General features: G+C 68.3%; 27 protein-coding genes. 3 read left to right on the top strand and 24 right to left on the bottom strand.

The features are described 5' to 3' along the window. Window positions 1-93 precede the first annotated feature (93 nt). Together BLR95_RS10155 and lptG are read left to right on the top strand one after the other, a co-directional pair. Entirely contained in the window at window positions 94-828 is a 735-nt protein-coding gene (locus BLR95_RS10155) for a glycerophosphodiester phosphodiesterase family protein (protein ID WP_092619326.1), read from the top strand. Window positions 829-901: 73 nt separating this feature from the next. After that, window positions 902-2008 carry an LPS export ABC transporter permease LptG gene (lptG, locus tag BLR95_RS10150; protein ID WP_092619323.1) on the top strand — a complete coding sequence of 369 codons (1107 nt, stop codon included), beginning with the start codon at window positions 902-904 and terminating at the stop codon, window positions 2006-2008. Between the two features lie 22 nt (window positions 2009-2030). Here lptG and BLR95_RS10145 read toward each other — a convergent pair whose 3' ends face one another. Continuing rightward, a complete protein-coding gene (locus tag BLR95_RS10145; protein ID WP_092619321.1) occupies window positions 2031-3182 on the bottom strand; it encodes a sensor histidine kinase in 1152 nt (383 codons plus the stop codon). A 94-nt stretch (window positions 3183-3276) separates the two neighbouring features. Beyond that, on the bottom strand, window positions 3277-3636 hold the full coding sequence (locus BLR95_RS10140) for a hypothetical protein (RefSeq protein ID WP_092619318.1): 360 nt from the start codon (window positions 3634-3636) through the stop codon (window positions 3277-3279). Between the two features lie 265 nt (window positions 3637-3901). Between BLR95_RS10140 and BLR95_RS10135 the strand changes: the two genes are divergently transcribed. Next, the gene (locus tag BLR95_RS10135) at window positions 3902-5155 is read left to right on the top strand and encodes an SAM-dependent methyltransferase (RefSeq protein ID WP_092619315.1); all 1254 of its coding nucleotides are present in this window, start codon (window positions 3902-3904) and stop codon (window positions 5153-5155) included. A gap of 41 nt (window positions 5156-5196) precedes the next feature. On the opposite strand, the gene BLR95_RS10130 is transcribed toward BLR95_RS10135, so the two are convergent. The 22 genes from BLR95_RS10130 to rplP all read right to left on the bottom strand — a co-directional run bounded on the left by BLR95_RS10130 (window position 5197) and on the right by rplP (window position 19380). Continuing rightward, window positions 5197-5499: a hypothetical protein gene (locus BLR95_RS10130; protein WP_245689432.1), complete on the bottom strand. Its 303-nt coding sequence runs from the start codon at window positions 5497-5499 to the stop codon at window positions 5197-5199. Between the two features lie 367 nt (window positions 5500-5866). Further along, a complete protein-coding gene (locus BLR95_RS10125) occupies window positions 5867-7204 on the bottom strand; it encodes a replication-associated recombination protein A (protein WP_092619312.1) in 1338 nt (445 codons plus the stop codon). Between the two features lie 140 nt (window positions 7205-7344). Continuing rightward, window positions 7345-8751 carry a Do family serine endopeptidase gene (locus BLR95_RS10120; RefSeq protein WP_245689428.1) on the bottom strand — a complete coding sequence of 469 codons (1407 nt, stop codon included), beginning with the start codon at window positions 8749-8751 and terminating at the stop codon, window positions 7345-7347. A gap of 230 nt (window positions 8752-8981) precedes the next feature. Then, window positions 8982-9401 (bottom strand): 50S ribosomal protein L17, encoded by a 420-nt coding sequence (rplQ, locus tag BLR95_RS10115; RefSeq protein WP_092619306.1) that lies wholly within the window; start codon window positions 9399-9401, stop codon window positions 8982-8984. Between the two features lie 170 nt (window positions 9402-9571). Next, entirely contained in the window at window positions 9572-10585 is a 1014-nt protein-coding gene (locus tag BLR95_RS10110) for a DNA-directed RNA polymerase subunit alpha (protein WP_092619303.1), read from the bottom strand. 263 nt (window positions 10586-10848) lie between these two features. Beyond that, window positions 10849-11238 carry a 30S ribosomal protein S11 gene (rpsK, locus tag BLR95_RS10105; protein ID WP_092619300.1) on the bottom strand — a complete coding sequence of 130 codons (390 nt, stop codon included), beginning with the start codon at window positions 11236-11238 and terminating at the stop codon, window positions 10849-10851. 58 nt (window positions 11239-11296) lie between these two features. After that, on the bottom strand, window positions 11297-11665 hold the full coding sequence (gene rpsM / locus BLR95_RS10100) for a 30S ribosomal protein S13 (RefSeq protein WP_092619297.1): 369 nt from the start codon (window positions 11663-11665) through the stop codon (window positions 11297-11299). 292 nt (window positions 11666-11957) lie between these two features. Beyond that, window positions 11958-12536, bottom strand: a complete 579-nt coding sequence (locus BLR95_RS10095; protein ID WP_092619295.1) for an adenylate kinase — start codon at window positions 12534-12536, stop codon at window positions 11958-11960. Beyond that, a complete protein-coding gene (gene secY, locus BLR95_RS10090) occupies window positions 12533-13876 on the bottom strand; it encodes a preprotein translocase subunit SecY (RefSeq protein ID WP_092619292.1) in 1344 nt (447 codons plus the stop codon). Before secY ends, BLR95_RS10095 begins: the two co-directional genes overlap by 4 nt. A 77-nt stretch (window positions 13877-13953) precedes the next feature. Next, window positions 13954-14439, bottom strand: a complete 486-nt coding sequence (gene rplO / locus BLR95_RS10085; protein WP_092619289.1) for a 50S ribosomal protein L15 — start codon at window positions 14437-14439, stop codon at window positions 13954-13956. Between the two features lie 38 nt (window positions 14440-14477). After that, window positions 14478-14678, bottom strand: a complete 201-nt coding sequence (gene rpmD / locus BLR95_RS10080; protein WP_092619286.1) for a 50S ribosomal protein L30 — start codon at window positions 14676-14678, stop codon at window positions 14478-14480. A gap of 6 nt (window positions 14679-14684) precedes the next feature. Then, window positions 14685-15314: a 30S ribosomal protein S5 gene (gene rpsE / locus BLR95_RS10075; RefSeq protein WP_092619283.1), complete on the bottom strand. Its 630-nt coding sequence runs from the start codon at window positions 15312-15314 to the stop codon at window positions 14685-14687. A gap of 17 nt (window positions 15315-15331) precedes the next feature. Next, complete coding sequence (gene rplR / locus BLR95_RS10070) at window positions 15332-15694, bottom strand: 50S ribosomal protein L18 (protein WP_092619280.1); 363 nt, start codon at window positions 15692-15694, stop codon at window positions 15332-15334. An 11-nt stretch (window positions 15695-15705) separates the two neighbouring features. Further along, window positions 15706-16242 (bottom strand): 50S ribosomal protein L6, encoded by a 537-nt coding sequence (gene rplF, locus BLR95_RS10065; protein ID WP_092619277.1) that lies wholly within the window; start codon window positions 16240-16242, stop codon window positions 15706-15708. A gap of 19 nt (window positions 16243-16261) precedes the next feature. Beyond that, a complete protein-coding gene (gene rpsH, locus BLR95_RS10060) occupies window positions 16262-16663 on the bottom strand; it encodes a 30S ribosomal protein S8 (protein WP_092619274.1) in 402 nt (133 codons plus the stop codon). A 12-nt stretch (window positions 16664-16675) separates the two neighbouring features. Beyond that, window positions 16676-16981 carry a 30S ribosomal protein S14 gene (gene rpsN, locus BLR95_RS10055; protein WP_092619271.1) on the bottom strand — a complete coding sequence of 102 codons (306 nt, stop codon included), beginning with the start codon at window positions 16979-16981 and terminating at the stop codon, window positions 16676-16678. 18 nt (window positions 16982-16999) lie between these two features. After that, a complete protein-coding gene (rplE, locus tag BLR95_RS10050; RefSeq protein ID WP_092619268.1) occupies window positions 17000-17539 on the bottom strand; it encodes a 50S ribosomal protein L5 in 540 nt (179 codons plus the stop codon). A gap of 11 nt (window positions 17540-17550) precedes the next feature. Beyond that, on the bottom strand, window positions 17551-17868 hold the full coding sequence (gene rplX / locus BLR95_RS10045; RefSeq protein WP_092619265.1) for a 50S ribosomal protein L24: 318 nt from the start codon (window positions 17866-17868) through the stop codon (window positions 17551-17553). 4 nt (window positions 17869-17872) lie between these two features. Then, complete coding sequence (gene rplN, locus BLR95_RS10040; protein WP_092619262.1) at window positions 17873-18241, bottom strand: 50S ribosomal protein L14; 369 nt, start codon at window positions 18239-18241, stop codon at window positions 17873-17875. A 240-nt stretch (window positions 18242-18481) separates the two neighbouring features. Next, window positions 18482-18718 (bottom strand): 30S ribosomal protein S17, encoded by a 237-nt coding sequence (gene rpsQ / locus BLR95_RS10035; protein ID WP_092619259.1) that lies wholly within the window; start codon window positions 18716-18718, stop codon window positions 18482-18484. Window positions 18719-18758: 40 nt separating this feature from the next. Continuing rightward, window positions 18759-18956: a 50S ribosomal protein L29 gene (rpmC, locus tag BLR95_RS10030; protein WP_092619256.1), complete on the bottom strand. Its 198-nt coding sequence runs from the start codon at window positions 18954-18956 to the stop codon at window positions 18759-18761. Window positions 18957-18960: 4 nt separating this feature from the next. Then, window positions 18961-19380: a 50S ribosomal protein L16 gene (gene rplP / locus BLR95_RS10025; RefSeq protein WP_092619253.1), complete on the bottom strand. Its 420-nt coding sequence runs from the start codon at window positions 19378-19380 to the stop codon at window positions 18961-18963. Between the last annotated feature and the right edge of the window lie 3 nt (window positions 19381-19383).

The following is a 19383-nucleotide window of genomic DNA, read 5'->3' as shown; positions in this document are numbered from 1 at the left end:
GGTTGCGGGCCGGGGCGAGAGTAGTCCATGTTGGCCCCCTCGGCCAACCGGGCAGCGCCGGCGGCGGCCGCCCAACCGCAAGGAATGTGACCGATGCTCCTGCCCCCCCTGGTCGGCCATCGCGGCGTTGCCGCCGTCGCCCCGGAAAACACCCTGGCCGGCCTCAAGGCGGCGGCCCGGCTGGGGGTGCCGGCGGTCGAGGTGGACGTCAAGCTGACCGCCGACAGCCGCCCGGTGCTGTTCCACGACGAGACCCTGGAGCGCACCACCGACGGTCTGGGCGACCTGGCCGCCACCCCGCTCGAGGTTTTGGCCGGCTTTTCGGCCGGCCTCAACTTCTCGCGCGAGATGGCGCGGGAGACGGTGCCCACCCTGGAGGAGGCGCTGGACCTGATCCTCGACCTCGGCCTGGGGCTGGACCTCGAGGTGAAGCCCTGCCCGGGGCGGGCCGAGGAGACCGCCCGGGTCGCCCTGGCGGTGGCCGCCGGACTGTGGCCGGCCGAGGTGGCGCCGCCGGTGATCTCCTCGTTCACCGCCCCCTGTCTGGCGGTGGCCCGCGAGGTGGTGCCCGACTGGCCGCGCGCCCTCTTGGTCGAGCGGGCCGACGCCGACGCCCGGGCGGCGGCCGGCGAGTTGGGCTGCGCCGGCCTGTTCGTCGAGCAGCGCGGCCTCGACGCGGCCACCGTGGCGACGGCCCGGGAGGCCGGGCTGAGCGTCGCGGCCTATACCGTCAACGCCCCCGAGCGGGCGGCCGAGTTGCTGGGCTTCGGGGTCGACAGCCTGATCAGCGATGCGCCGCATCTGTTGGGGATCGCCCCCGGCGCCTGAGCCCACCGGGCAAGACAGCCGGCGACAGGTCTGCTATCGATGGGGCATCGCTGGCCTTCGACGACGGGGTGAGATGCGTCTGTCCTCGACCATGGCCGTCTACATCGGCCGCCACTTCCTGTTCAGCCTGTTCGCCACCCTGCTGGTGATCATGGGGCTGATCCTGCTGTTCGACACCGTGGAGCTGATGCGCCGGGCGGCGGCGCGGCCCGACACCGGGCTCGATGTGCTGCTCGGCATGGCCCTTTTGAAGCTGCCCAACATGCTTCACAAGGTGCTGCCGTTCGGGGTGATGATCGCCGCCCTGGTGGTGCTGTGGCGCCTCAGCCGCAGCCACGAACTCACCGTGCTGCGCGCCGCCGGGGTCTCGGCGTGGCAGTTCCTGGTGCCGCCGCTGGTCCTTGCCCTGCTGGTCGGGGTGGTCGACATCACCGCCGTCAACCCGCTGGCCGCCACCATGTACCGTTCCTACGAGCGCATGGAGGACACCTTCGTGCGTCGCCAGGGTGGCACCCTCAGCCTGCCCGCCGGCGGCGGCCTGTGGCTGCGCGAGGCGGACGGCGACGGACACACCGTGGTCCACGCGGCGCACGTCCGCCAGGAAGCCTTCCAGTTGGCCATGCGCGAGGTAACCATCTTCGAGCTGGACGACAAGGACCGCTTCGAGAGGCGCATCGAGGCCCGCCTGGGCACCCTGGACGACGGCCTGATCCGCCTGGAGCAGGCCTGGGTGCTGACCCCCGGCCAGCCGGCCGAGCAGTTCGAGCGGCTGGAACTTTCGACCACCCTGACCCTGGCCAAGGTGCAGGAGAACTTCGCCTCGCCGGAGACCCTGTCGTTCTGGGAGCTGCCCGACTTCATCCGCTTCTACGAGGCCTCGGGCTTTTCGGCCCAGCAGCATCGGGTCTACTGGCACGGGCTGATCGCCTCGCCGATGCTGCTGTGCGCCCTGGTCCTGGTCGCCGCCGGGTTCGCGCTCAACGTCAACCAGCGGACCGGCAACTGGCTGCTGCGCATGGTGCTGGCCCTGGGCACCGGCTTTCTGGTCTATTTCTTCTCCGAGGTCACCTTCGCCCTGGGCCTGTCGGAAACCCTGCCCCTGGCCCTGGCCGCCTGGAGCCCGGCCCTGGTCACCGCCCTGTTCGGGATGACCCTGCTGTTCCACCTGGAAGACGGCTGATCGGCTGATCGCCGGCCGGGACTCAGTCGGCCGGCGGGGCCGGCAGCAGCACGGTGGCGGTGGTGCCGACGCCGGGTTGGCTGGCCAACTCCAGCCCGCCGCCCATGGCCTCGGCCAGGGCCCGGGCCAGCGACAGGCCAAGCCCGGTGCCGTCGTCCTGGCGCCGCCCCTCGGCGGTCTGCCCAAAGGGCTGCATCACCCGGTTCAGGTCCTCCGGCGCGATGCCCACCCCGCTGTCGGTGACCGTGAGGCGCACCCGGTCGGGCGGCTCGGGATCGGCGGCCAGACGCACGGTGCCGCCGGCGGGGGTGAACTTGAGGGCGTTGGAGACCAGATTGATCAACACCTGATCCAGCCGCCGGCGATCGGCCAGCACGACCAGTCCGCCCGCCTCGGCCTGAAGGTCGAGGTTCTTGGCCTCGGCCCGGGCGGCGAACAGACGGCGGCAGTCGGCGAACACCGCGTCGAGGTCCACCGGGTCGCGGGCCAGATGCATCTCCCCGGCCTCCACCTTGGACAGGTCGAGCAGATCGTTGATCAGGGCCAAAAGGTGCCCGCCGGCGCTGTGAATGTCGCCGAGATAGCCCCGATAGCGCTCGGGCAGCGGACCGAACACCTCTTCGCGCATCACCTCGGCAAAGCCGAGAATGGCATTCAGCGGCTGGCGCAACTCGTGACTGGTGCCGGCCAGGAAGCTGCTTTTCGCCATGTTGGCGGCGTCGGCCTGGGCCTGGGCCTGACGCGCCGCGCGCTCGGCGGCGATCAACTCGCTCAGGTCCTCGAGCACGACGATCAGGCGGTCGACCTCGGCCCGGGTGACGTTCACCCCCAGCGTGGTCGGCCCGCCGGTGGTCGGCCCCTCGGTGGTCGGCCCGCCCCCCGGGCGGTTGATCCGATAGCCATGCAACAGCCGCCCGGCCCGCCGGCCGGAGGCTTGGCACAGGCTTTTCAGCGCCTCGCCGGCCGGCCCCAGGGCGACGAACAGGTTGTCCAGCCGCCGGTCGACGACGAAGGGCATCAGCACCTGGGCGGCGGTCGGGTTGATCAGCAGCACGGTGCCGTCTTCGGCGATTTCCGCCAAACCGATCGGCGCCTGGTGGACCAGTTGCGCCAGCGGTTCAATCAGCGGGTCGCGGGACGGGTCGTGGGGCGGGCCGGGAGGATGATGCTGCATGGTCCGGGTCCGGTCGCCGCGGGGTGGCACAAGGTGCGAAACAGGGCGCGCAACAGAGCGCGGAAAAAGCGGCGGAACAACAGGCGGATGGGGCTCACGACCAGTCCACCGCCATCCAGTCGAGCCGCGCCTCCGGGCCTTTCAGCAGGCGCAGGCGGACCGGGGTCGGCTTCATGCGGAAGGTCAGCACGTAGTCGAGGATCTCATCCAGGCGCTCGGCGCTGCGATACCGGTGGCCGACCATGAAGTTGTTCATGCACAGGCCGACCTCGTGGAAGAAGTTGCGTCCGATCACCCAGGCCGGGTCGAGCCGCGCCGCCCGAGCCTCCCAGGCATTGTAGTGCTCGACCACGCCGGCCGCGTCCATGCCGATGACGCCGAAAGCAAGCTTGTCCAACTCGGCCGGACTGGCGCGATCCAGGGCGGAAAGCAGATCGGGGTCGGTGAACTGCATCCACAACCTCTCCAAAACCGGGTCGCACAGGTGGGCGACGGTAGCATGGCGTTGAGGATACCAAACCGTCGCCCCCTTGTTTACCCCGAGCCACCGCTGGTGGAAAGGGCCGACACCCCGCCCGACCGGTCCCCCCGCCCTTGATCCGGCGCGACCACGGCAACACCTTGCCCTTAGGGCACGTCGCGTGCCTCGTGGCTCACGCAACATGCTCCGGGCTTTTGATATTGCCGCAAATCGTCCACGCAACCGGGAGGGAACCGTGATGACGCTTTGGCTGCTCGATCATCTGCTGGAACGCATCGTGCGCACGGGCACCCTGACCCGGGTCTGGGTCGATGGGCGCCGGCGCGGCTTCGGCGACGACACCGGGCCCGAGGTGGTGATGGCGGTGCACGACCGCCGCCTGCCCTGGCGCCTGCTGCTCAACCCGTCGCTGGCCCTGGGCGATGCCTACATGGATGGCACCGTGACCCTGCCCAGCGCCGACATCCGCCAACTGCTCGACCTGTTGTGCCGCAACCTGGGCACCGGCTCGGCGCCCTGGGCGGTCAACCGCCTGGCCCGGGCGGCGCGTTTCGTGGCCCGCCGGGCGGCGCAGCACAACCCGGCCCACCGGGCGGCCGACCGGGTGGCCCACCACTACGACCTGCCGGACCGCCTGTACGACCTGTTCCTCGACGCCGACCGTCAGTACTCGGCGGCCTATTTCCTGTCCGGGGACGACGATCTGGACACCGCGCAGGCCCAGAAGAAGCGCCACATCGCCGCCAAGCTGTGCCTCGCCCCGGGCCAGCGGGTGCTCGACATCGGCTGCGGCTGGGGAGGGCTGGCCCTGCATCTGGCCCAGCATCAGGGGGATGCGTCGGTGATCGGCATCACCCTGTCGCGCGAGCAGTTGCGAATCGCCACGGCGCGCGCCGAGCGGGCCGGACTGGCCCAGCGGGTCGATTTCCAGTACCGCGACTACCGCCACCTTCAGGGGCGCTTCGAGCGCGTCGTCTCGGTGGGCATGTTCGAGCACGTGGGCGTCACCCACTACCGCGCGTTCTTCCGCCGCCTGCACGATCTTCTGAGCGACGACGGGGTGGCCCTGCTGCACACCATCGGGCGCAGCGACGGCCCCGGCGCCACCGACCCCTGGATCAGAAAGTACATCTTCCCCGGCGGCTACATCCCGGCCCTGTCGGAAATCCTGCCCCACATCGAGGACAGCGGCCTGATCGTCACCGACATCGAGGTGTTGCGCCTGCACTATGCCCAGACCCTGGCGCACTGGCTGGCCCGCTTCCAGGCCAACCGCGCCCAGTTCGACGCCGTGCACGACGCCCGCTTCCAACGCATGTGGGAGTTCTATCTGGCCGGCTCGGAGATGGCCTTCCGCCATGGCGGCATGGTCGTCTTCCAGATCCAGATGGCCCGCCGCCAGGATGCCGTGCCGCTGGTCCGCGACTACATCACCGAAACCGAACGCCGCCACCCGCTGCCGCCGCCGGTCACCCCGCCAAGCCGGTTCTGATTGCCCGTTCCGGAGAGAGATCAGGGATTGCGGATCAAGGCTCAGCCCAGGCGACGCTCGCGGCAGACGAAGCGGTGGCGGCGCTTGCGGCAGGTGACGATGAGCAGGGTGCCCAGTATCGCCATGGCCAGCCAGGCCGGCAGATCGAGCAGAAGGCGGCTGAACACGCCGCCGCCGTTCGCATCGGAAAAGGCGGGGTTGGAGCCGGCGAGCAGGGTCAGCACCTCGCCGGTGGCGATGCCATCGTAGCTGCCGGTGCCCAGCGCCAGGACAGCCTCGCCCGAGGCCATCAGGATGGCGACCAGAACCAACGCCCAGCCGATCAGACGGGAGATCAACTTCACCAGCGCGTTCCTCGAATAAGCATCCCTTCGCCGGGACACGGCGATCACTCAAAAAAGCCCCTGGGCCATTCAAAAAACCCCTGGGCCGTTCATGAAGACCCTGGAGGCTGCGCCCCACCAAGCGCGTGACACGGGTTGTTCATGCGCAAGTCAAAACAATGGGCCTAAAGCGCTAGGATTTCAACGTTTTCCAGCGACAAGACCCACCGCCACCTGATTTCGTAGTTGACTGGGCAGATACTACAAAACCTGTGGTTCTCTGTCGAGTCGCTTCCTGATTTCCGGGGCCTGCGTCGAAAATATTCATCAAATCTTCGCGACTCGGGCGAGCCAAGGCGAGGTGTTGACGGCCCACAACCTTCGGGACCTATTCCGCCGCGCCGTCCCGCTTCTTCGTCCGCAGGCCCTCCCAGTAGGCCAGCCGCTTTTTGATCTCGCGTTCGAAGCCGCGCTCCACCGGTTCATAGAAGGTCTGCCGCCCCATCTCCTCGGGGAAGTAGTCCTGGCCGGAAAAGCCGTCCTCGGTGTCCGGGTCGTAGGCGTAGCCGGCCCCGTAGCCGAGGTCCTTCATCAGCCCGGTGGGGGCGTTCAGGATGTGCGCCGGGGGCATCAGCGAGCCGGTCTGGCGCGCCGCCTTGCCGGCCCGCTTGTGGGCCCGGTAGACGCCCACCGACTTGGGCGCCGTGGCCAGATAGACCACCAGTTGGGCAATCGCCAGATCGCCCTCCGGGCTGCCCAGACGGTCGTAGGCCTCCCAGGCGGCGATGGCCTGGGTCAGGGCGCCGGGGTCGGCCAGCCCCACGTCCTCCACCGCGAAGCGGGTCAGGCGCCGCAGGAGGTAGGCCGGGTCCTCGCCGCCATCCAGCATGCGGGCCATCCAGTACAGCCCGGCATCGGGATCGGAGCCGCGCAACGACTTGTGCAGGGCGCTGATCAGGTTGTAGTGGCCCTCGCGGTCCTTGTCGTAGACCGGGGCCCGGCGCTGCACGATGCGGGTCAACTCGGCCGGACCCAGTTCCTCGCCCTCGCCGCTGGCCGCCACCACCTGCTCGACCATCGACAGCAGGCTGCGCCCGTCGCCGTCGGCCATCGCCTTGAGGGCCGCCCGCCCCCCCTCGCTGAGCGGCAGGGCGCGGCCCAGACCGGCCTCGGCGCGTTCCAGCAGCGCCTCCAGGGCGGCGCCGTCCAGCCGGTTGAGCACCAGCACATGGCAGCGCGACAGCAGCGCCGCGTTCAGCTCGAAGCTGGGGTTCTCGGTGGTCGCCCCGACCAGGACCACCGTGCCGTCCTCCACATAAGGCAGGAAGCCGTCCTGCTGGGCCCGGTTGAAGCGGTGAATCTCGTCCACGAACAACAGCGTGCCGCGCCCGGTGCGGCGCCGGGCGCGCGCCGCCTCGAACACCTTGCGCAGGTCGGCGACGCCGGAGAACACCGCCGACAGGGGCTCGAAGGCGAGATCGGTGCCGGCCGCCAGCAGGCGGGCGATGGTCGTCTTGCCGCAGCCCGGCGGCCCCCACAGGATCAGCGAGGCCAGCCGCCCGGCCGCCACCATGCGGCCCAGCGGCGCGTCGGCGGCCAGCAGGTGGCCCTGGCCGACCACCTCCTCCAGACTGCGCGGCCGCAGCCGGTCGGCCAGCGGCCGGTCGGCGGCCGGTGGCTCGGGTGCCTTGGGAGGGGGTGTGTCGTCGCCGAACAGGTCCGCCATCGCCCCGCCTAGAGCAGATCGTGCGAAATGTGAATCGCAGGGCACTTCAAATTTCGCACGATCTGCTCTCCATCTTTAGTATGGAGCCGAGGGTGAAAAATCGGGACTCACAAAGTGGTTCCGATTTTTCGCCCTCGGCTCTAGCCGCCCAGCGAGAGGACCAGCCGGCGTTCGCCGCGCAGGATCACCGCCCGCCAGGCCGGCCCGCGATGGCGCCGCAACTCGCCGATCAGGTCGACCACCCGGGTGATTTCGGACCCATTGACCTCGGCCACCCGGTCGCCCGGGCGCAGCCCCACCCGCCGGGCCGGGGTGCCGCGCGCCACGTCGAGAATGACCACCCCCTCCCCGGGTCCCAGCCCCAACTCCTCGATCAGCGCCGGGTTGAGGTTGGCCACCGTGGTCCCGGCGAAGGGCGAGCGGCCGTCGATGCGGTTGATGTTGCTCGGCGGCTGCTCGGGCGGGGCGACCAGTTCGATGGTCAGGTCGCGCGGCTGGCCGTTGCGCAGCACCCGCAGCGCGGCCTGCCCGCCGACGCTCAGGGTGGCGACGCGGAAGCGCAGGGCCTGTTCGTCGCTCACCGGGCGGCCGTCCACCGCCACCACCACGTCGCCCACCGCGAGCCCGGCCCGGGCCGCCGGGCCGTTCGCCGTCACCTGATTGATCAGCACGCCGCGCGGCACCTCAAGGCCCAGCGCCTCGGCCATGTCGGCCTCCACCGCCTGCCCCTCCGCGCCCAGCCAGGGGCGCACCGGGCGGCCGTACTCCAGGATGCCGGCCACGGTGGCCGAGACCAGCTCGGCCGGGATCGCGAAACCGATGCCGTTGGAGCCTCCGGAGCGCGAATAGATGGCCGTGTTGATGCCGACCAGCCGGCCTTGCGTATCGACCAGCGCGCCGCCCGAGTTGCCCGGGTTGATGGCCGCGTCGGTCTGGATGAAGGAGCGGAAATCGGTCACCCCCACGGTGGTCCGGGCGAGCGCCGAGACGATGCCCATGGTCACCGTCTGGCCCACACCGAAGGGGTTGCCCACCGCCACCACCAGATCGCCCACCTTGAGGTCGTCGCTGCGCCGGGGGATGAGATGAGGCAGGCCGGGCGGTGGGTCGATCAGGCGCAGCACGGCGATGTCGGTGCGCTCGTCGGCGCCGACGATCTCGGCCTCGAACTCGCGGCGGTCGCTGAGCACCACGGTGATCTCGTCGGAGCCCTCGATGACATGGTGGTTGGTCACCACGATGCCATCCTCGCGGATCAGCACGCCGGAGCCCAGCGCGTTCTCGATGCGCTGACGGCGCGGCAGGCCCAGGCCGAAATGATCGCCGAAAAAGCGACGGAAGAAGGGGTCGCGGAAGACCCCCTGCATCTGGTCGGCGTTCTCGATCACCTTGCGGCTGTAGACGTTGACCACCGCCGGCGCCGCCGCCTCGACCACCGGGGCGAAGGTCAGACTGATCTCGGCCGCGCTGTCCGGCACCCGGGCCCCGACCCCGGCCGGCAGACCAAGGACCAACAGAATCGCGAGGATCGCACCCAACCACCTCATGCACCAGCTCCCGTTCGCGGCGACCATACCCAAGGGGGCGCTGCCCCCTTGGAACCCCCGCCGGGGAAGCAGGGCTTCCCCGGACCCCTCCACGAATTGAAACCTCCCGGAGGGGGCGCGCCCCCTCCGGGAGGTTTCAGATCATGGCGGGGGTCCGGGGGACCCCCTGGGTCCCCCGGCGGGGTTCCAAAGGGGCAGCGCCCCTTTGATTGTGGCGCGGCGGTGGGCGCTCAGTCCAGGTCTTCGTCGTCCTCGTCGGGACGCGGGCCGCTGTCGGTGCCCTTGGCGGCCGGGTCGCGGTCGACCAGCTCGATGATCGCCATCGGGGCGGCATCGCCGTAGCGCAGGCCGGCCTTGAGCACCCGGGTGTAGCCACCGGGGCGGTCCTGATAGCGCTTGGCCAGGGTGTCGAACAGCTTGCGCACCACGGCGTCCTCGCGGATCATCGCGGCAGCCTGGCGGCGGGCGTGCAGGTCGCCACGCTTGCCCAGGGTGATCAGCTTGTCGACCACCGGACGCAGGTCCTTGGCCTTGGGCAGGGTGGTCTTGATCTGCTCATGCTTGATGAGCGCGGTGGCCATGTTGGCGAACATCGCCTTGCGATGGCTGCTGGTGCGGTTGAACTTGCGACCGCTCATACCGTGACGCATGACGCTTTACCTCCTTACATCCCAGGCCGGGCCCGGCGGTGCCGAACCGATCCCAACTGCCCGCATCGCCGCGCCCCTAGGTGGGTGGGCGGGAACGACCGGGGCGGGTCCCCCATGGACCCGACTTGGCGCCGCCGATCTCCCGGCGGCGCCCGCAACGTGCCCTTGGTTTAGTAGGGCTCTTCCAGCTTCTTGGCCAACTCCTCGATGTTCTCGGGCGGCCAGCTGGTGATTTCCATGCCCAGCGACAGGCCCATCTGGGCCAGCACTTCCTTGATCTCGTTCAGCGACTTGCGGCCGAAGTTGGGGGTCCGCAGCATCTCCGCCTCGGACTTCTGGACCAGATCACCGATGTAGATGATGTTGTCGTTCTTCAGGCAGTTGGCCGAACGCACCGAGAGTTCCAGCTCGTCGACCTTGCGCAGCAGGTTCTTGTTGAACGGCAGGTCGTCGTCGCTCTTGTCCTCGAAGGTGGCGTGCGGCTCCTCGAAGTTGATGAACAGGGCGAGCTGGTCCTGCAGGATGCGCGCCGCCAGGGCGACCGCGTCCTCGGGCGTGATGGTGCCGTTGGTCTCGACGTTCATCGACAGCTTGTCGTAGTCGGTGACCTGGCCGACGCGGGTGTTGTCCACCTTGTAGGAGACGCGGCGCACCGGGCTGAAGATGCTGTCCACCGGGATCAGGCCGATCGGGCTGTCCTCGCTGCGGTTCAGCGCCGCCGGCACGTAGCCCTTGCCGGTGTTGACGGTCAGCTCCATGGACAGGGTGGCGCCCTCGTCCAGGGTGCACAGCACCAGATCCTTGTTGATCAGCTCGATGTCGTGGCCGGTCTCGATCTGGCCGGCGGTCACCTCGCCCGGGCCGGTGGCCTTCAGCGACATGCGCTTGGGCCCCTCGCCGTGCAGGCTCAGGGCCAGCTGCTTGACGTTGAGGATGATGTCGGTGACGTCCTCGCGCACTCCGGGGATGGAGCTGAACTCGTGCAGCACGCCATCGATCTGGATGGCGGTCACCGCCGCCCCTTGCAACGACGACAGAAGGATGCGCCGCAGCGAGTTGCCCAGCGTCATGGCGAAGCCGCGCTCCAGCGGCTCGGCCACGATGGTGGCGACAAGGCCGCCCTGGGCGCTCTGGATATCCAGCTTGCCGGGCTTGATGAGTTCCTGCCAATTTTTCTGAATCACGGGGCCTGTCCTCGAACCGATGGTCTGTTCATGTGGCGGCGGCTGACGCGGCGCGAAGGGAGGGTTCTCGACCTTCCGCCGCGGCCCCGCTGCTTCCTCGCCGACCGGGAAGCGTTTGGTCTTTCACGGGCTGGCCCAAAGAGGGCCACCCGGGCCGGGCACCCCGGCCCCAAGGCGACCCCAGGGCGGCGCCAGGGCCGCCCGTGGGCCCGGGGATCGCGGGCGCCCCGGCAAGGGGGTGGTGGGCCTTGACGTTGAAGGCCCTACACCCGCCGACGCTTGCGCGGCCGGCAGCCGTTGTGCGGAATGGGAGTGACGTCACGGATGGCGGTGATGGTGAAGCCCACCGCCTGCAGGGCCCTGAGCGCCGATTCGCGGCCCGAACCGGGGCCCTTGACCAGCACCTCGAGCGTCTTCATGCCGTGCTCCTGGGCCTTTCGGCCGGCGTCCTCGGCGGCCATCTGGGCGGCGTACGGGGTCGACTTGCGCGACCCCTTGAAGCCCTGCATGCCGGCCGACGACCACGAGATGGTGTTGCCCTGCACGTCGCTGATGGTGATCATCGTGTTGTTGAACGTCGAGGCGACGTGGGCGATGCCGGACGTGATGTTCTTGCGCTCCCGCCGCCGGGGGCGTGCTGCCGGTTTGGCCATGTTCTACCCTTGCCTTGTCTGATCGGAATGCCTGGATAAGGACGCGAACGGGCGTCGCCTACTTCTTCTTGCCGGCGATCGGCTTGGCCGGCCCCTTGCGGGTGCGGGCGTTGGTGTGGGTGCGCTGGCCGCGCACCGGCAGCCCCTTACGATGGCGCAGGCCGCGGTTGCAGCCCAGGTCCATCAGGCGCTTGATGTTCATCGCCACCTCGCGCCGAAGATCACCTTCCACCTTGTAGTCGGCGTCGATGATCTCGCGGATGCGCACCACCTCGTCGTCGGACAGCTGGTTGACACGCACCGAATCGGCGATGCCCACCTTGCCGCAAATCTCCCGGGCCTTGTGACGGCCGATACCATAGATATAGGTCAGAGCGATCTCCACCCGCTTGTTGGTGGGGACGTTGACGCCAGCGATACGTGCCAAGGCCCGTACTCCCTAAATATAGACCGCGCAAGTTTCCTTCCGGGTCGAGTTTCCTTCCGGGTCGAGTTTCCTTCCGGGACCCGCCGCCGGCGACGCCCCACTCGACAAAACGGACGGGCGGGCCGGCGCCGCCCCGGCAACTTGCCGTCACCAGGCAGCGACACAGCCCAACCACATCTTCGGACGCCGGGGAACCGAGGCGCGGGATTATAGGCCCCGTCCGGCATCTGTCAACCTCAACCAAGGGCAGGGGGAAGCCCCCGCGCCTCGGCCCAACCGGCACCCGACCCGATTACAGGCCCAGGGTGCTTTCCAGATCGGCGGTCACCGCGTCCATGGCGCGGTTGCCGTCGAGAACCGTCAGCAGCCCCTTGCCCTGATAGTAGGGCAGCACCGGGGCGGTCTGCTCGTGGTACACCTTGAGGCGCTTGGCCAGGGTTTCCTCGTTGTCGTCGGCCCGCGCGTTGCCGCCCGATTCGGCGATCCGGGTGCGGATGCGATCGATCAGGATCCCGTCGGGCACGTCCAGCTTGATCACCGCGTCCAGCGCCACGCCGCGCTGGGCCAGCATGGTGTCCAGCGCCTCGGCCTGGGGCACGGTGCGCGGGAAGCCGTCGAGGATGAAGCCGTCGGCGCAGTCGGGCTGCTCGATGCGGCCGGCGATCATGGCGACGATCAGGTCATCGGGGACCAGCTTGCCCTCGTCCATCAGGGCCTTGGCCTGGCTGCCCAGCTCGCTGCCGGCGGCCACCTCGGCGCGCAGCATGTCGCCGGTCGACAGGTGTTTGAGGCCGTGGGTCGCCTCCAGGCGCTTGGCCTGGGTCCCCTTGCCGCCCCCCGGCGGGCCGATCAGGATCAGCCGCTTGCTCATCGTTTCTTCCCTCTCAGCTTGCTCTTTTTGATCAGGCCCTCGTACTGGTGGGCCAGAAGGTGCGACTGAACCTGGGCCACGGTGTCCATGGTCACGGTGACCACGATCAGCAGGCTGGTGCCGCCGAAGTAGAAGGGCACCGCCAGTCGGGAGATCAGAAGCTCCGGCAGGATCGAGATGAAGATCAGGTACAGCGAGCCGACCATGGTCAGGCGGGTCAGCACATAGTCCAGGTAGTCGGCGGTGTTCTTGCCCGGCCGGATGCCGGGGATGAAGCCGCCGTAGCGCTTCAGGTTGTCCGCCGTGTCGGCCGGATTGAAGACGATCGCCGTGTAGAAGAAGGCGAAGAACATGATCAGCGAGGCGTACAGCCCCAAGTACAGCGGCTGACCGCGCCCCAGCAGCGCCGTGATGGTGGCCAGCCACTCCGGACCCTGGCCAGCCGAGAAGCCGGCGGCGGTCATCGGTAGCAGCAGCAGCGAGCTGGCGAAGATCGGCGGGATGACACCCGGGGTGTTGATCTTCAGCGGCAGATGGCTGCTTTCCCCGCCCATCATGCGGTTGCCCATCTGACGCTTGGGATACTGGATCAGGATGCGCCGCTGGGCCCGCTCGATGAAGACGATGAAGGCGATCACCGCCACCGCCATGACCAGCAGGCCAACCCCCAGCAGCGGCGCCAGGGCGCCGGTGCGCATCAGCTCGAGCACCCCGACCAGGGCCCCCGGCAGGTTGGCGACGATGCCGGCGAAGATGATCAGCGAAATGCCGTTGCCCACCCCGCGCGCCGTGATCTGCTCGCCCAGCCACATCAAAAACAGGGTGCCGCCGACCAGGGTGGTCACCGTGGTGAAGCGGAAGAACAGCCCGGGATCGGCCACCGCCGGCCCGGCGGTCGAGGTCATGCCCTCCATGCCCAGGGCGATGCCGTAGGCCTGAAGCGCAGCGATGATCACCGTCAGGTAGCGGGTGTACTGGTTGATCTTCTTGCGCCCGGCCTCGCCTTCCTTCTTCATCTGCTCCAGCGACGGGCTGACCGCCGTCATCAGCTGCATGATGATGGAGGCCGAGATGTAGGGCATGATGTTGAGGGCGAAGATGGTCATCCGCCCCAGCGCCCCGCCGGCGAACATGTCGAACATGCCGAGCACGCCGCCCTGCTGCTGGGCGAAGATGTCGGCCATCACCTGCGGGTCGATGCCGGGCAGCGGGATGTAGGTGCCGATGCGGTAGACGATCAGCGCCCACAGGGTGAACCAGATACGCTTCTTGAGGTCCGTGGCCTTGGCCAGGACCCCCCAGTTCATGTTGGCGGCAAGCTGTTCGGCGGCAGAAGCCATCACCCTCGATCCGTTCCAGGGGATTGGTCAGGCACCGCGCCGCGCCCGAGACGTCGGGCGCGGCGCCGTGATCCGTGTCAGGACGCCTTGTCCTCGGCGGCCGGCTCGATCAGGCTGACCGAGCCGCCGGCGGCCTCGATGGCCGTCCGCGCGCCGGCGGTGACGTGCGCCACCTTCAGCGTGACCTTGGCCGACAGGGTGCCCTTGTTGAGCACGCGCACACCGTCGCGGCTCTTGCGGGCCACCCCGGCGGCGACCAGCGCCGCGGCGTCCAGTTCCTTGGAGCCGTCCAGCCGGCCGGCGTCGATGGCGCCCTGGATGCGCTCCAGGGTGACCTCGGCGAAGTCCTTCTTGAACACCGCGTTGGTGAAGCCGCGCTTGGGCATGCGGCGGTAGAGCGGCATCTGGCCGCCCTCGAAGCCGTTGATCGCCACGCCGGTGCGCGACTTCTGACCCTTCACGCCCCGGCCGCCGGTCTTGCCCTTGCCCGAGCCGATGCCGCGCCCGACCCGAAGGCGGCGCTTCACGGCCCCGGCGTTGTCGTTCAGTTCATTGAGTTTCATGGTCTGGGTAACCTTCGCAGGGAGTCTCGGGCAGCCGTTCAGCCGGCCTCGTCGACGCGGACCAGATGCTGCACCTTGCGGATCATGCCGCGCACCGCCGGAGTGTCCTCCAGCTCGCGGGTGCGGTGCAGCTTGTTGAGGCCCAGGCCGACCAGGGTCGCCCGCTGGTCGCCGCGACGGCCGATCGGGCTGCCGATCTGGGTGACGGTGACGGTGGCCTTGTTGGTGGTGTCAGCCATGACCCCTTACTCCCCGACCGCGGCGGCCTGGGCGCCATCGCGCCGGGCCGTCAGTTCGCTGCGCTTGAGGCCCCGCACCGCCGCCACCTGGGCCGGCGAGCGGACCTGGGTCAGGGCCTCGAAGGTGGCCTTGACCATGTTGTAGGGGTTGGTGGTGCCGGTGCACTTGCAGACGATGTCCTGCACGCCGACCGTCTCGAAGACGGCGCGCATGGGACCGCCGGCGATGATGCCGGTGCCCGGCGGGGCGGCGCGCAGGATCACCCGACCGGCCCCGAAGTGGCCCTTGATGTCGTGGTGCAGGGTGCGCCCGTCGCGCAGCGGCACGCGGATCATCTCGCGCTTGGCCTGCTCGGTGGCCTTGCGGATGGCCTCCGGCACCTCGCGCGCCTTGCCGGTCCCGAAGCCGACCCGGCCCTTGCCGTCGCCGACCACGACCAGCGCCGCGAAGGCGAAACGCCGGCCGCCCTTGACCACCTTGGCCACGCGGTTGATGTGGACCAGCTTGTCGATCAGATCGTCCTCGGGACGCTCCTCGGTGGAGTCCCGACGATCCCGGCGATCCGAGCGGTCACGGCCGCCGCGAGCCTGGTCGCGGGGCTTGCGCTCGGCGCCAGCGGAGGGGTTCGTAGCCATGCTTCTTCAACCTTCCCTTAGAACGACAGGCCGCCCTCGCGGGCGCCGTCGGCCAGGGCCTTGACCCGGCCATGGTAGATGTAGCCGCCGCGGTCGAAGACCACCTGCTCGATGCCGGCGCCCTTGGCCCGCTCGGCGAGCAGGCGGCCGACCTTTTCGGCGGCCGACTTGTCGGCCCCGGTCTTCAGGTCGCCCTTGACCTCCTTGTCGAGCGAGGAGGCGGCGACCAGGGTGCGGCCGGCGCCATCGTCGATGACCTGGGCGTAGATGTGACGCCCGGAGCGGAAGACCGACAGACGGGGGCGCCCGGCGGCTTTCTTCTTCAGCTGAAAGCGCACACGCTTCATGCGCCGCTGGAACAGTTCCTTGGTGGACTTCATTGCCAGGGTCCCTACTTCTTCTTGCCTTCCTTACGCAGGATGGTCTCCTCGGCGTACTTCACGCCCTTGCCCTTGTAGGGCTCGGGCGGGCGCATCGCCCGGATTTCCGAGGCCACCTGGCCGACCCGCTGCTTGTCGCGGCCCGAGATATGGATCTGGTTGGGCTGCGGGGTCTTGATATCAAGATCCTCGGGGATCGGATAGTTGATGTCGTGGCTGTAGCCCAGCGCCAGGCTCAGGGTCTTGCCCTGGGCCTGGGCGCGGTAGCCGACGCCGTTGATTTCCAGCGTGCGGGTGAAGCCGGCCGAAACGCCGGTCACCATGTTCTGGATGCGGGCCCGGGTGGTGCCCCACATGACGCGGCACCGCTTGTCGTCCTTGCGCGGGGCGACGCTGATCGCGCCGTCCTCGACCTTGGTCTCGACCAGATCCTCGGACAGCGCGAAGCTCATCTCACCGAGCTTGCCCTTCACCGAAATCAGGCCATCGGCCAGGGTGACGTTCACGCCGTCCGGCACCTTGACGGGATATTTGCCAACACGGGACATGGGAATTCACCTCTAACCGTTAAAAGACGCGGCACAGGACCTCGCCGCCCACGTTGGCCTGACGGGCCTCGTGGTCGGACATGACGCCCCTGGGGGTGGACAGGATCGCGATGCCCAGGCCGTTGTAGACCTGGGGCAGGTCCTTGATCTTCGAGTACACACGCCGCCCCGGCTTGGAGATGCGGGTGATCTCGCGGATCGCCGGCACCCCGCCCTCGGCGTACTTCAGCTCGATGCGCAGGTTGTTGATGCCCTGGCGCACCTCGTAGGCCTCGAAGCCGCGGATGTAACCCTCGCGCTTGAGCACTTCCAGCACGTTGGCGCGCAGCTTGGACGCCGGCGAGGTGATGCTGCTTTTCTTGGCCATCTGCCCGTTACGAATGCGGGTCAGAAGATCGGCCACGGGATCGGTCATCGACATGGACGTCTCTCCTTACCAGCTCGACTTGACCATGCCGGGGATCTGACCTTCCGAGGCCATGTCCCGAAGCTTGACGCGGGCCAGCTTGAACTTGCGATAGGTGCCGCGCGGCCGGCCGGTGATCTGGCAGCGATTGCGCAGACGCACCTTGGCGCCGTTGCGCGGCATTTCGGCCAGCTTCAGGGTCGCCTCGAAGCGCTCCTCGGGCGAGGCCTCACGGTCCATCACCATTGCCTTCAGGGCGGCCCGGCGATTGGCTTGATTGGCAACCAGGCGGGCCCGGTTCTTGTTCTTCTCGACAGCACTCTTCTTGGCCATGGTCTGCTGTCCCTCTTCTTAGGCCTGGAAGGGAAGATCAAAACCCTCAAGCAGGGCCTTGGCTTCCTCGTCGGTCTTGGCGGTGGTGCAGATGGTGATGTCCATCCCACGGATGGTCTCGACCCGGTCGTAGTCGATCTCCGGGAAGATGATCTGCTCCTTCACCCCCATGTTGTAGTTGCCCTGGCCGTCGAAGGACTTGCCATTCAGGCCGCGGAAGTCGCGCACCCGGGGCAGGGCGATGGTGACCAGGCGGTCCAGGAACTCGTACATCCGCTCCCGGCGCAGGGTGACCTTGCAGCCCACCATCTGGCCCTCGCGCAGCTTGAAGCCGGCGATCGACTTCTTGGCCTTGGTCACCACCGGCTTCTGGCCGGCGATGGCGGTCAGCTCGCGCACCGCGCTGTCGATCTTCTTGGAGTCCTGCGAAGCCTCGCCGACCCCGATGTTGATGACGATCTTCTCAAGGCGCGGCGTCTGCTGCGGGTTGGCGTAACCGAACCGCTCGGTCAGCTCGGCCTTGAGCACGGTGTCGTAGTGTTCTTTCAGGCGTGCCATGCTCGCCCCCGTCAATTGTCGATGACTTCGCCGGAGCGCTTGGCGAAGCGCACCTTGCGGCCATCGGAGAGAAACTTGAACCCGACCCGGGTCGGCTTGTCGTCCTTGGGGTCGACGTGCATCACGTTGGAGGCGTCGATCGCCGCCTCCTTGGTCAGGATGCCGCCTTCCTGGGTCTGGCTCTGGCGCTGGTGGCGCTTGACCACGTTGACGCCCGAAACGACGACCCGGCCCTCGGCCGGCAGGGCCTTGACCACCTCGCCGGTCTTGCCCTTGTCGCGCCCGGCGACGACGACCACGCGGTCGCCTTTCTTGATCTTCTGGGCCATGGCTTTACAGCACCTCCGGGGCCAGCGAAATGATCTTCATGAAGCGCTTGGCGCGCAGCTCACGGGTGACCGGGCCGAAGATGCGGGTGCCGATCGGCTCGCCCTGCTTGTTCAACAGCACCGCGGCGTTGCGGTCGAAGCGAATGGCGCTGCCGTCGGGCCGCCGGACCTCTTTCGCGGTCCTGACGATCACCGCCCGGTGCACGTCGCCCTTCTTCACGCGGCCGCGGGGGATGGCGTCCTTCACCGAAACAACGATGATGTCGCCGACCCCGGCGGTCTTGCGCTTGGAGCCGCCAAGCACCTTGATGCACTGCACTCGACGGGCCCCGCTGTTGTCGGCCACGTCCAAGTTGGTTTGCATCTGGATCATGGGTCTTCGTTCCTTGAAACCTGGCCGCCCGGCCGATCATCCCTCAAAGAAGGATAACGCCCTGGCCGACCGACCGTTGACAATGCCGGGGTCCCGACGCGGGACCCGGCCTTGGCTTTCTTAAGACCTTGGCCGGGGTCCCGACACGGGACCCGGCCTTGGCTTTCTCAAGACCTTGGCCGGGGTCCCGACGTGGGGCCCAGCCTTGGCTTTTTTTAAAGGCCTTGCCGTCCCTTGAGATCAGGACGGTTCGACCAGCACTTCCCAGCGCTTCTTGCGCGAGATGGGCGCACATTCGCGGATGCGCACCACGTCGCCCACCTTGTGGGTGTTCTCGGCGTCGTGGGCCGCATAGCGCTTGGTGCGCCGGATGAACTTCTTGTAGAGCGGGTCCTTGAAGCGGCGCTCGACCAGCACGGTGACGGTCTTGTCCTGCTTGTCACTGACCACCGTGCCCTGAAGGATACGCTTCGGCATGACGGGATTGGTCCTTCCACTTAAACCTAAAAGGGTCCGGTCAGGCGGTGCGGCCGGCCAGGGTGGTCTTGATGCGGGCGATCTCGCGCCGCACCTTCAGAAACTGCGAGGTGTCCTCGAGCTGGCCCGAAGCCTTCTGGAAGCGCAGATTGAACTGCGACTTCTTCAGCTCGATCAGGCGCTTCTTCAGCTCGTCGTCGGACTTGGCGCGCATGTCCTCGGCCTCTTTGTTGGCCATGGTCTTAACCCTCCGCCCCGATACGGGCCACGAACTTGGTCTTCACCGGGAGCTTGGCGGCAGCCAGCTCCAGGCCTCGGCGGGCGATCTCCTCGGAGACCCCGTCCACTTCAAACATGATGCGCCCGGGCTTGACCTTGGCCGCCCAGTACTCGGGCGAGCCCTTGCCCGAGCCCATCCGCACCTCGGCCGGCTTCTTCGACACCGGGACGTCCGGGAAGATGCGGATCCACACCCGCCCCTGACGCTTCATGTGGCGCGTGATGGCCCGCCGGGCGGCCTCGATCTGGCGCGACGTGATCCGCTCGGGCTCCAGGGCCTTGAGGCCATAGGCGCCGAAGTTCAGCGCCGAGCCGCCCTTGGCGTTGCCCTTGATGCGGCCCTTGTGCATCTTGCGGAATTTTGTGCGCTTCGGACTGAGCATGGT

Origin of the sequence: Roseospirillum parvum (assembly GCF_900100455.1) — a bacterium.
Lineage (GTDB): Bacteria > Pseudomonadota > Alphaproteobacteria > Rhodospirillales > Rhodospirillaceae > Roseospirillum > Roseospirillum parvum.
The sequence above is the reverse complement of the archived record's forward strand: the minus strand, read 5'-3'. Positions and strand labels throughout refer to the sequence as shown.

Excerpts from the sequence above, each read along its gene's own strand:
- BLR95_RS10140 (WP_092619318.1), bottom strand. The coding sequence starts at position 3,636 with ATGCAGTTCACCGACCCCGATCTGCTTTCCGCCCTGGATCGCGCCAGT.
- rpmC (WP_092619256.1), bottom strand. The coding sequence starts at position 18,956 with ATGGCCAACAAAGAGGCCGAGGACATGCGCGCCAAGTCCGACGACGAG.
- lptG (WP_092619323.1), top strand. The coding sequence starts at position 902 with ATGCGTCTGTCCTCGACCATGGCCGTCTACATCGGCCGCCACTTCCTG.
- BLR95_RS10145 (WP_092619321.1), bottom strand. The coding sequence starts at position 3,182 with ATGCAGCATCATCCTCCCGGCCCGCCCCACGACCCGTCCCGCGACCCG.
- rplN (WP_092619262.1), bottom strand. The coding sequence starts at position 18,241 with ATGATCCAGATGCAAACCAACTTGGACGTGGCCGACAACAGCGGGGCC.
- rpsH (WP_092619274.1), bottom strand. The coding sequence starts at position 16,663 with ATGTCGATGACCGATCCCGTGGCCGATCTTCTGACCCGCATTCGTAAC.
- BLR95_RS10125 (WP_092619312.1), bottom strand. The coding sequence starts at position 7,204 with ATGGCGGACCTGTTCGGCGACGACACACCCCCTCCCAAGGCACCCGAG.
- rplP (WP_092619253.1), bottom strand. The coding sequence starts at position 19,380 with ATGCTCAGTCCGAAGCGCACAAAATTCCGCAAGATGCACAAGGGCCGC.
- BLR95_RS10120 (WP_245689428.1), bottom strand. The coding sequence starts at position 8,751 with ATGAGGTGGTTGGGTGCGATCCTCGCGATTCTGTTGGTCCTTGGTCTG.
- BLR95_RS10155 (WP_092619326.1), top strand. The coding sequence starts at position 94 with ATGCTCCTGCCCCCCCTGGTCGGCCATCGCGGCGTTGCCGCCGTCGCC.
- rpmD (WP_092619286.1), bottom strand. The coding sequence starts at position 14,678 with ATGGCTGACACCACCAACAAGGCCACCGTCACCGTCACCCAGATCGGC.
- rplQ (WP_092619306.1), bottom strand. The coding sequence starts at position 9,401 with ATGCGTCACGGTATGAGCGGTCGCAAGTTCAACCGCACCAGCAGCCAT.
- rplE (WP_092619268.1), bottom strand. The coding sequence starts at position 17,539 with ATGGCACGCCTGAAAGAACACTACGACACCGTGCTCAAGGCCGAGCTG.
- rplO (WP_092619289.1), bottom strand. The coding sequence starts at position 14,439 with ATGAAACTCAATGAACTGAACGACAACGCCGGGGCCGTGAAGCGCCGC.
- rplX (WP_092619265.1), bottom strand. The coding sequence starts at position 17,868 with ATGGCCCAGAAGATCAAGAAAGGCGACCGCGTGGTCGTCGTCGCCGGG.
- rplR (WP_092619280.1), bottom strand. The coding sequence starts at position 15,694 with ATGAAGTCCACCAAGGAACTGTTCCAGCGGCGCATGAAGCGTGTGCGC.
- rpsQ (WP_092619259.1), bottom strand. The coding sequence starts at position 18,718 with ATGCCGAAGCGTATCCTTCAGGGCACGGTGGTCAGTGACAAGCAGGAC.
- BLR95_RS10095 (WP_092619295.1), bottom strand. The coding sequence starts at position 12,536 with ATGAGCAAGCGGCTGATCCTGATCGGCCCGCCGGGGGGCGGCAAGGGG.
- BLR95_RS10135 (WP_092619315.1), top strand. The coding sequence starts at position 3,902 with ATGACGCTTTGGCTGCTCGATCATCTGCTGGAACGCATCGTGCGCACG.
- rpsN (WP_092619271.1), bottom strand. The coding sequence starts at position 16,981 with ATGGCCAAGAAGAGTGCTGTCGAGAAGAACAAGAACCGGGCCCGCCTG.
- rplF (WP_092619277.1), bottom strand. The coding sequence starts at position 16,242 with ATGTCCCGTGTTGGCAAATATCCCGTCAAGGTGCCGGACGGCGTGAAC.
- rpsE (WP_092619283.1), bottom strand. The coding sequence starts at position 15,314 with ATGGCTACGAACCCCTCCGCTGGCGCCGAGCGCAAGCCCCGCGACCAG.
- rpsK (WP_092619300.1), bottom strand. The coding sequence starts at position 11,238 with ATGGCCAAACCGGCAGCACGCCCCCGGCGGCGGGAGCGCAAGAACATC.
- secY (WP_092619292.1), bottom strand. The coding sequence starts at position 13,876 with ATGGCTTCTGCCGCCGAACAGCTTGCCGCCAACATGAACTGGGGGGTC.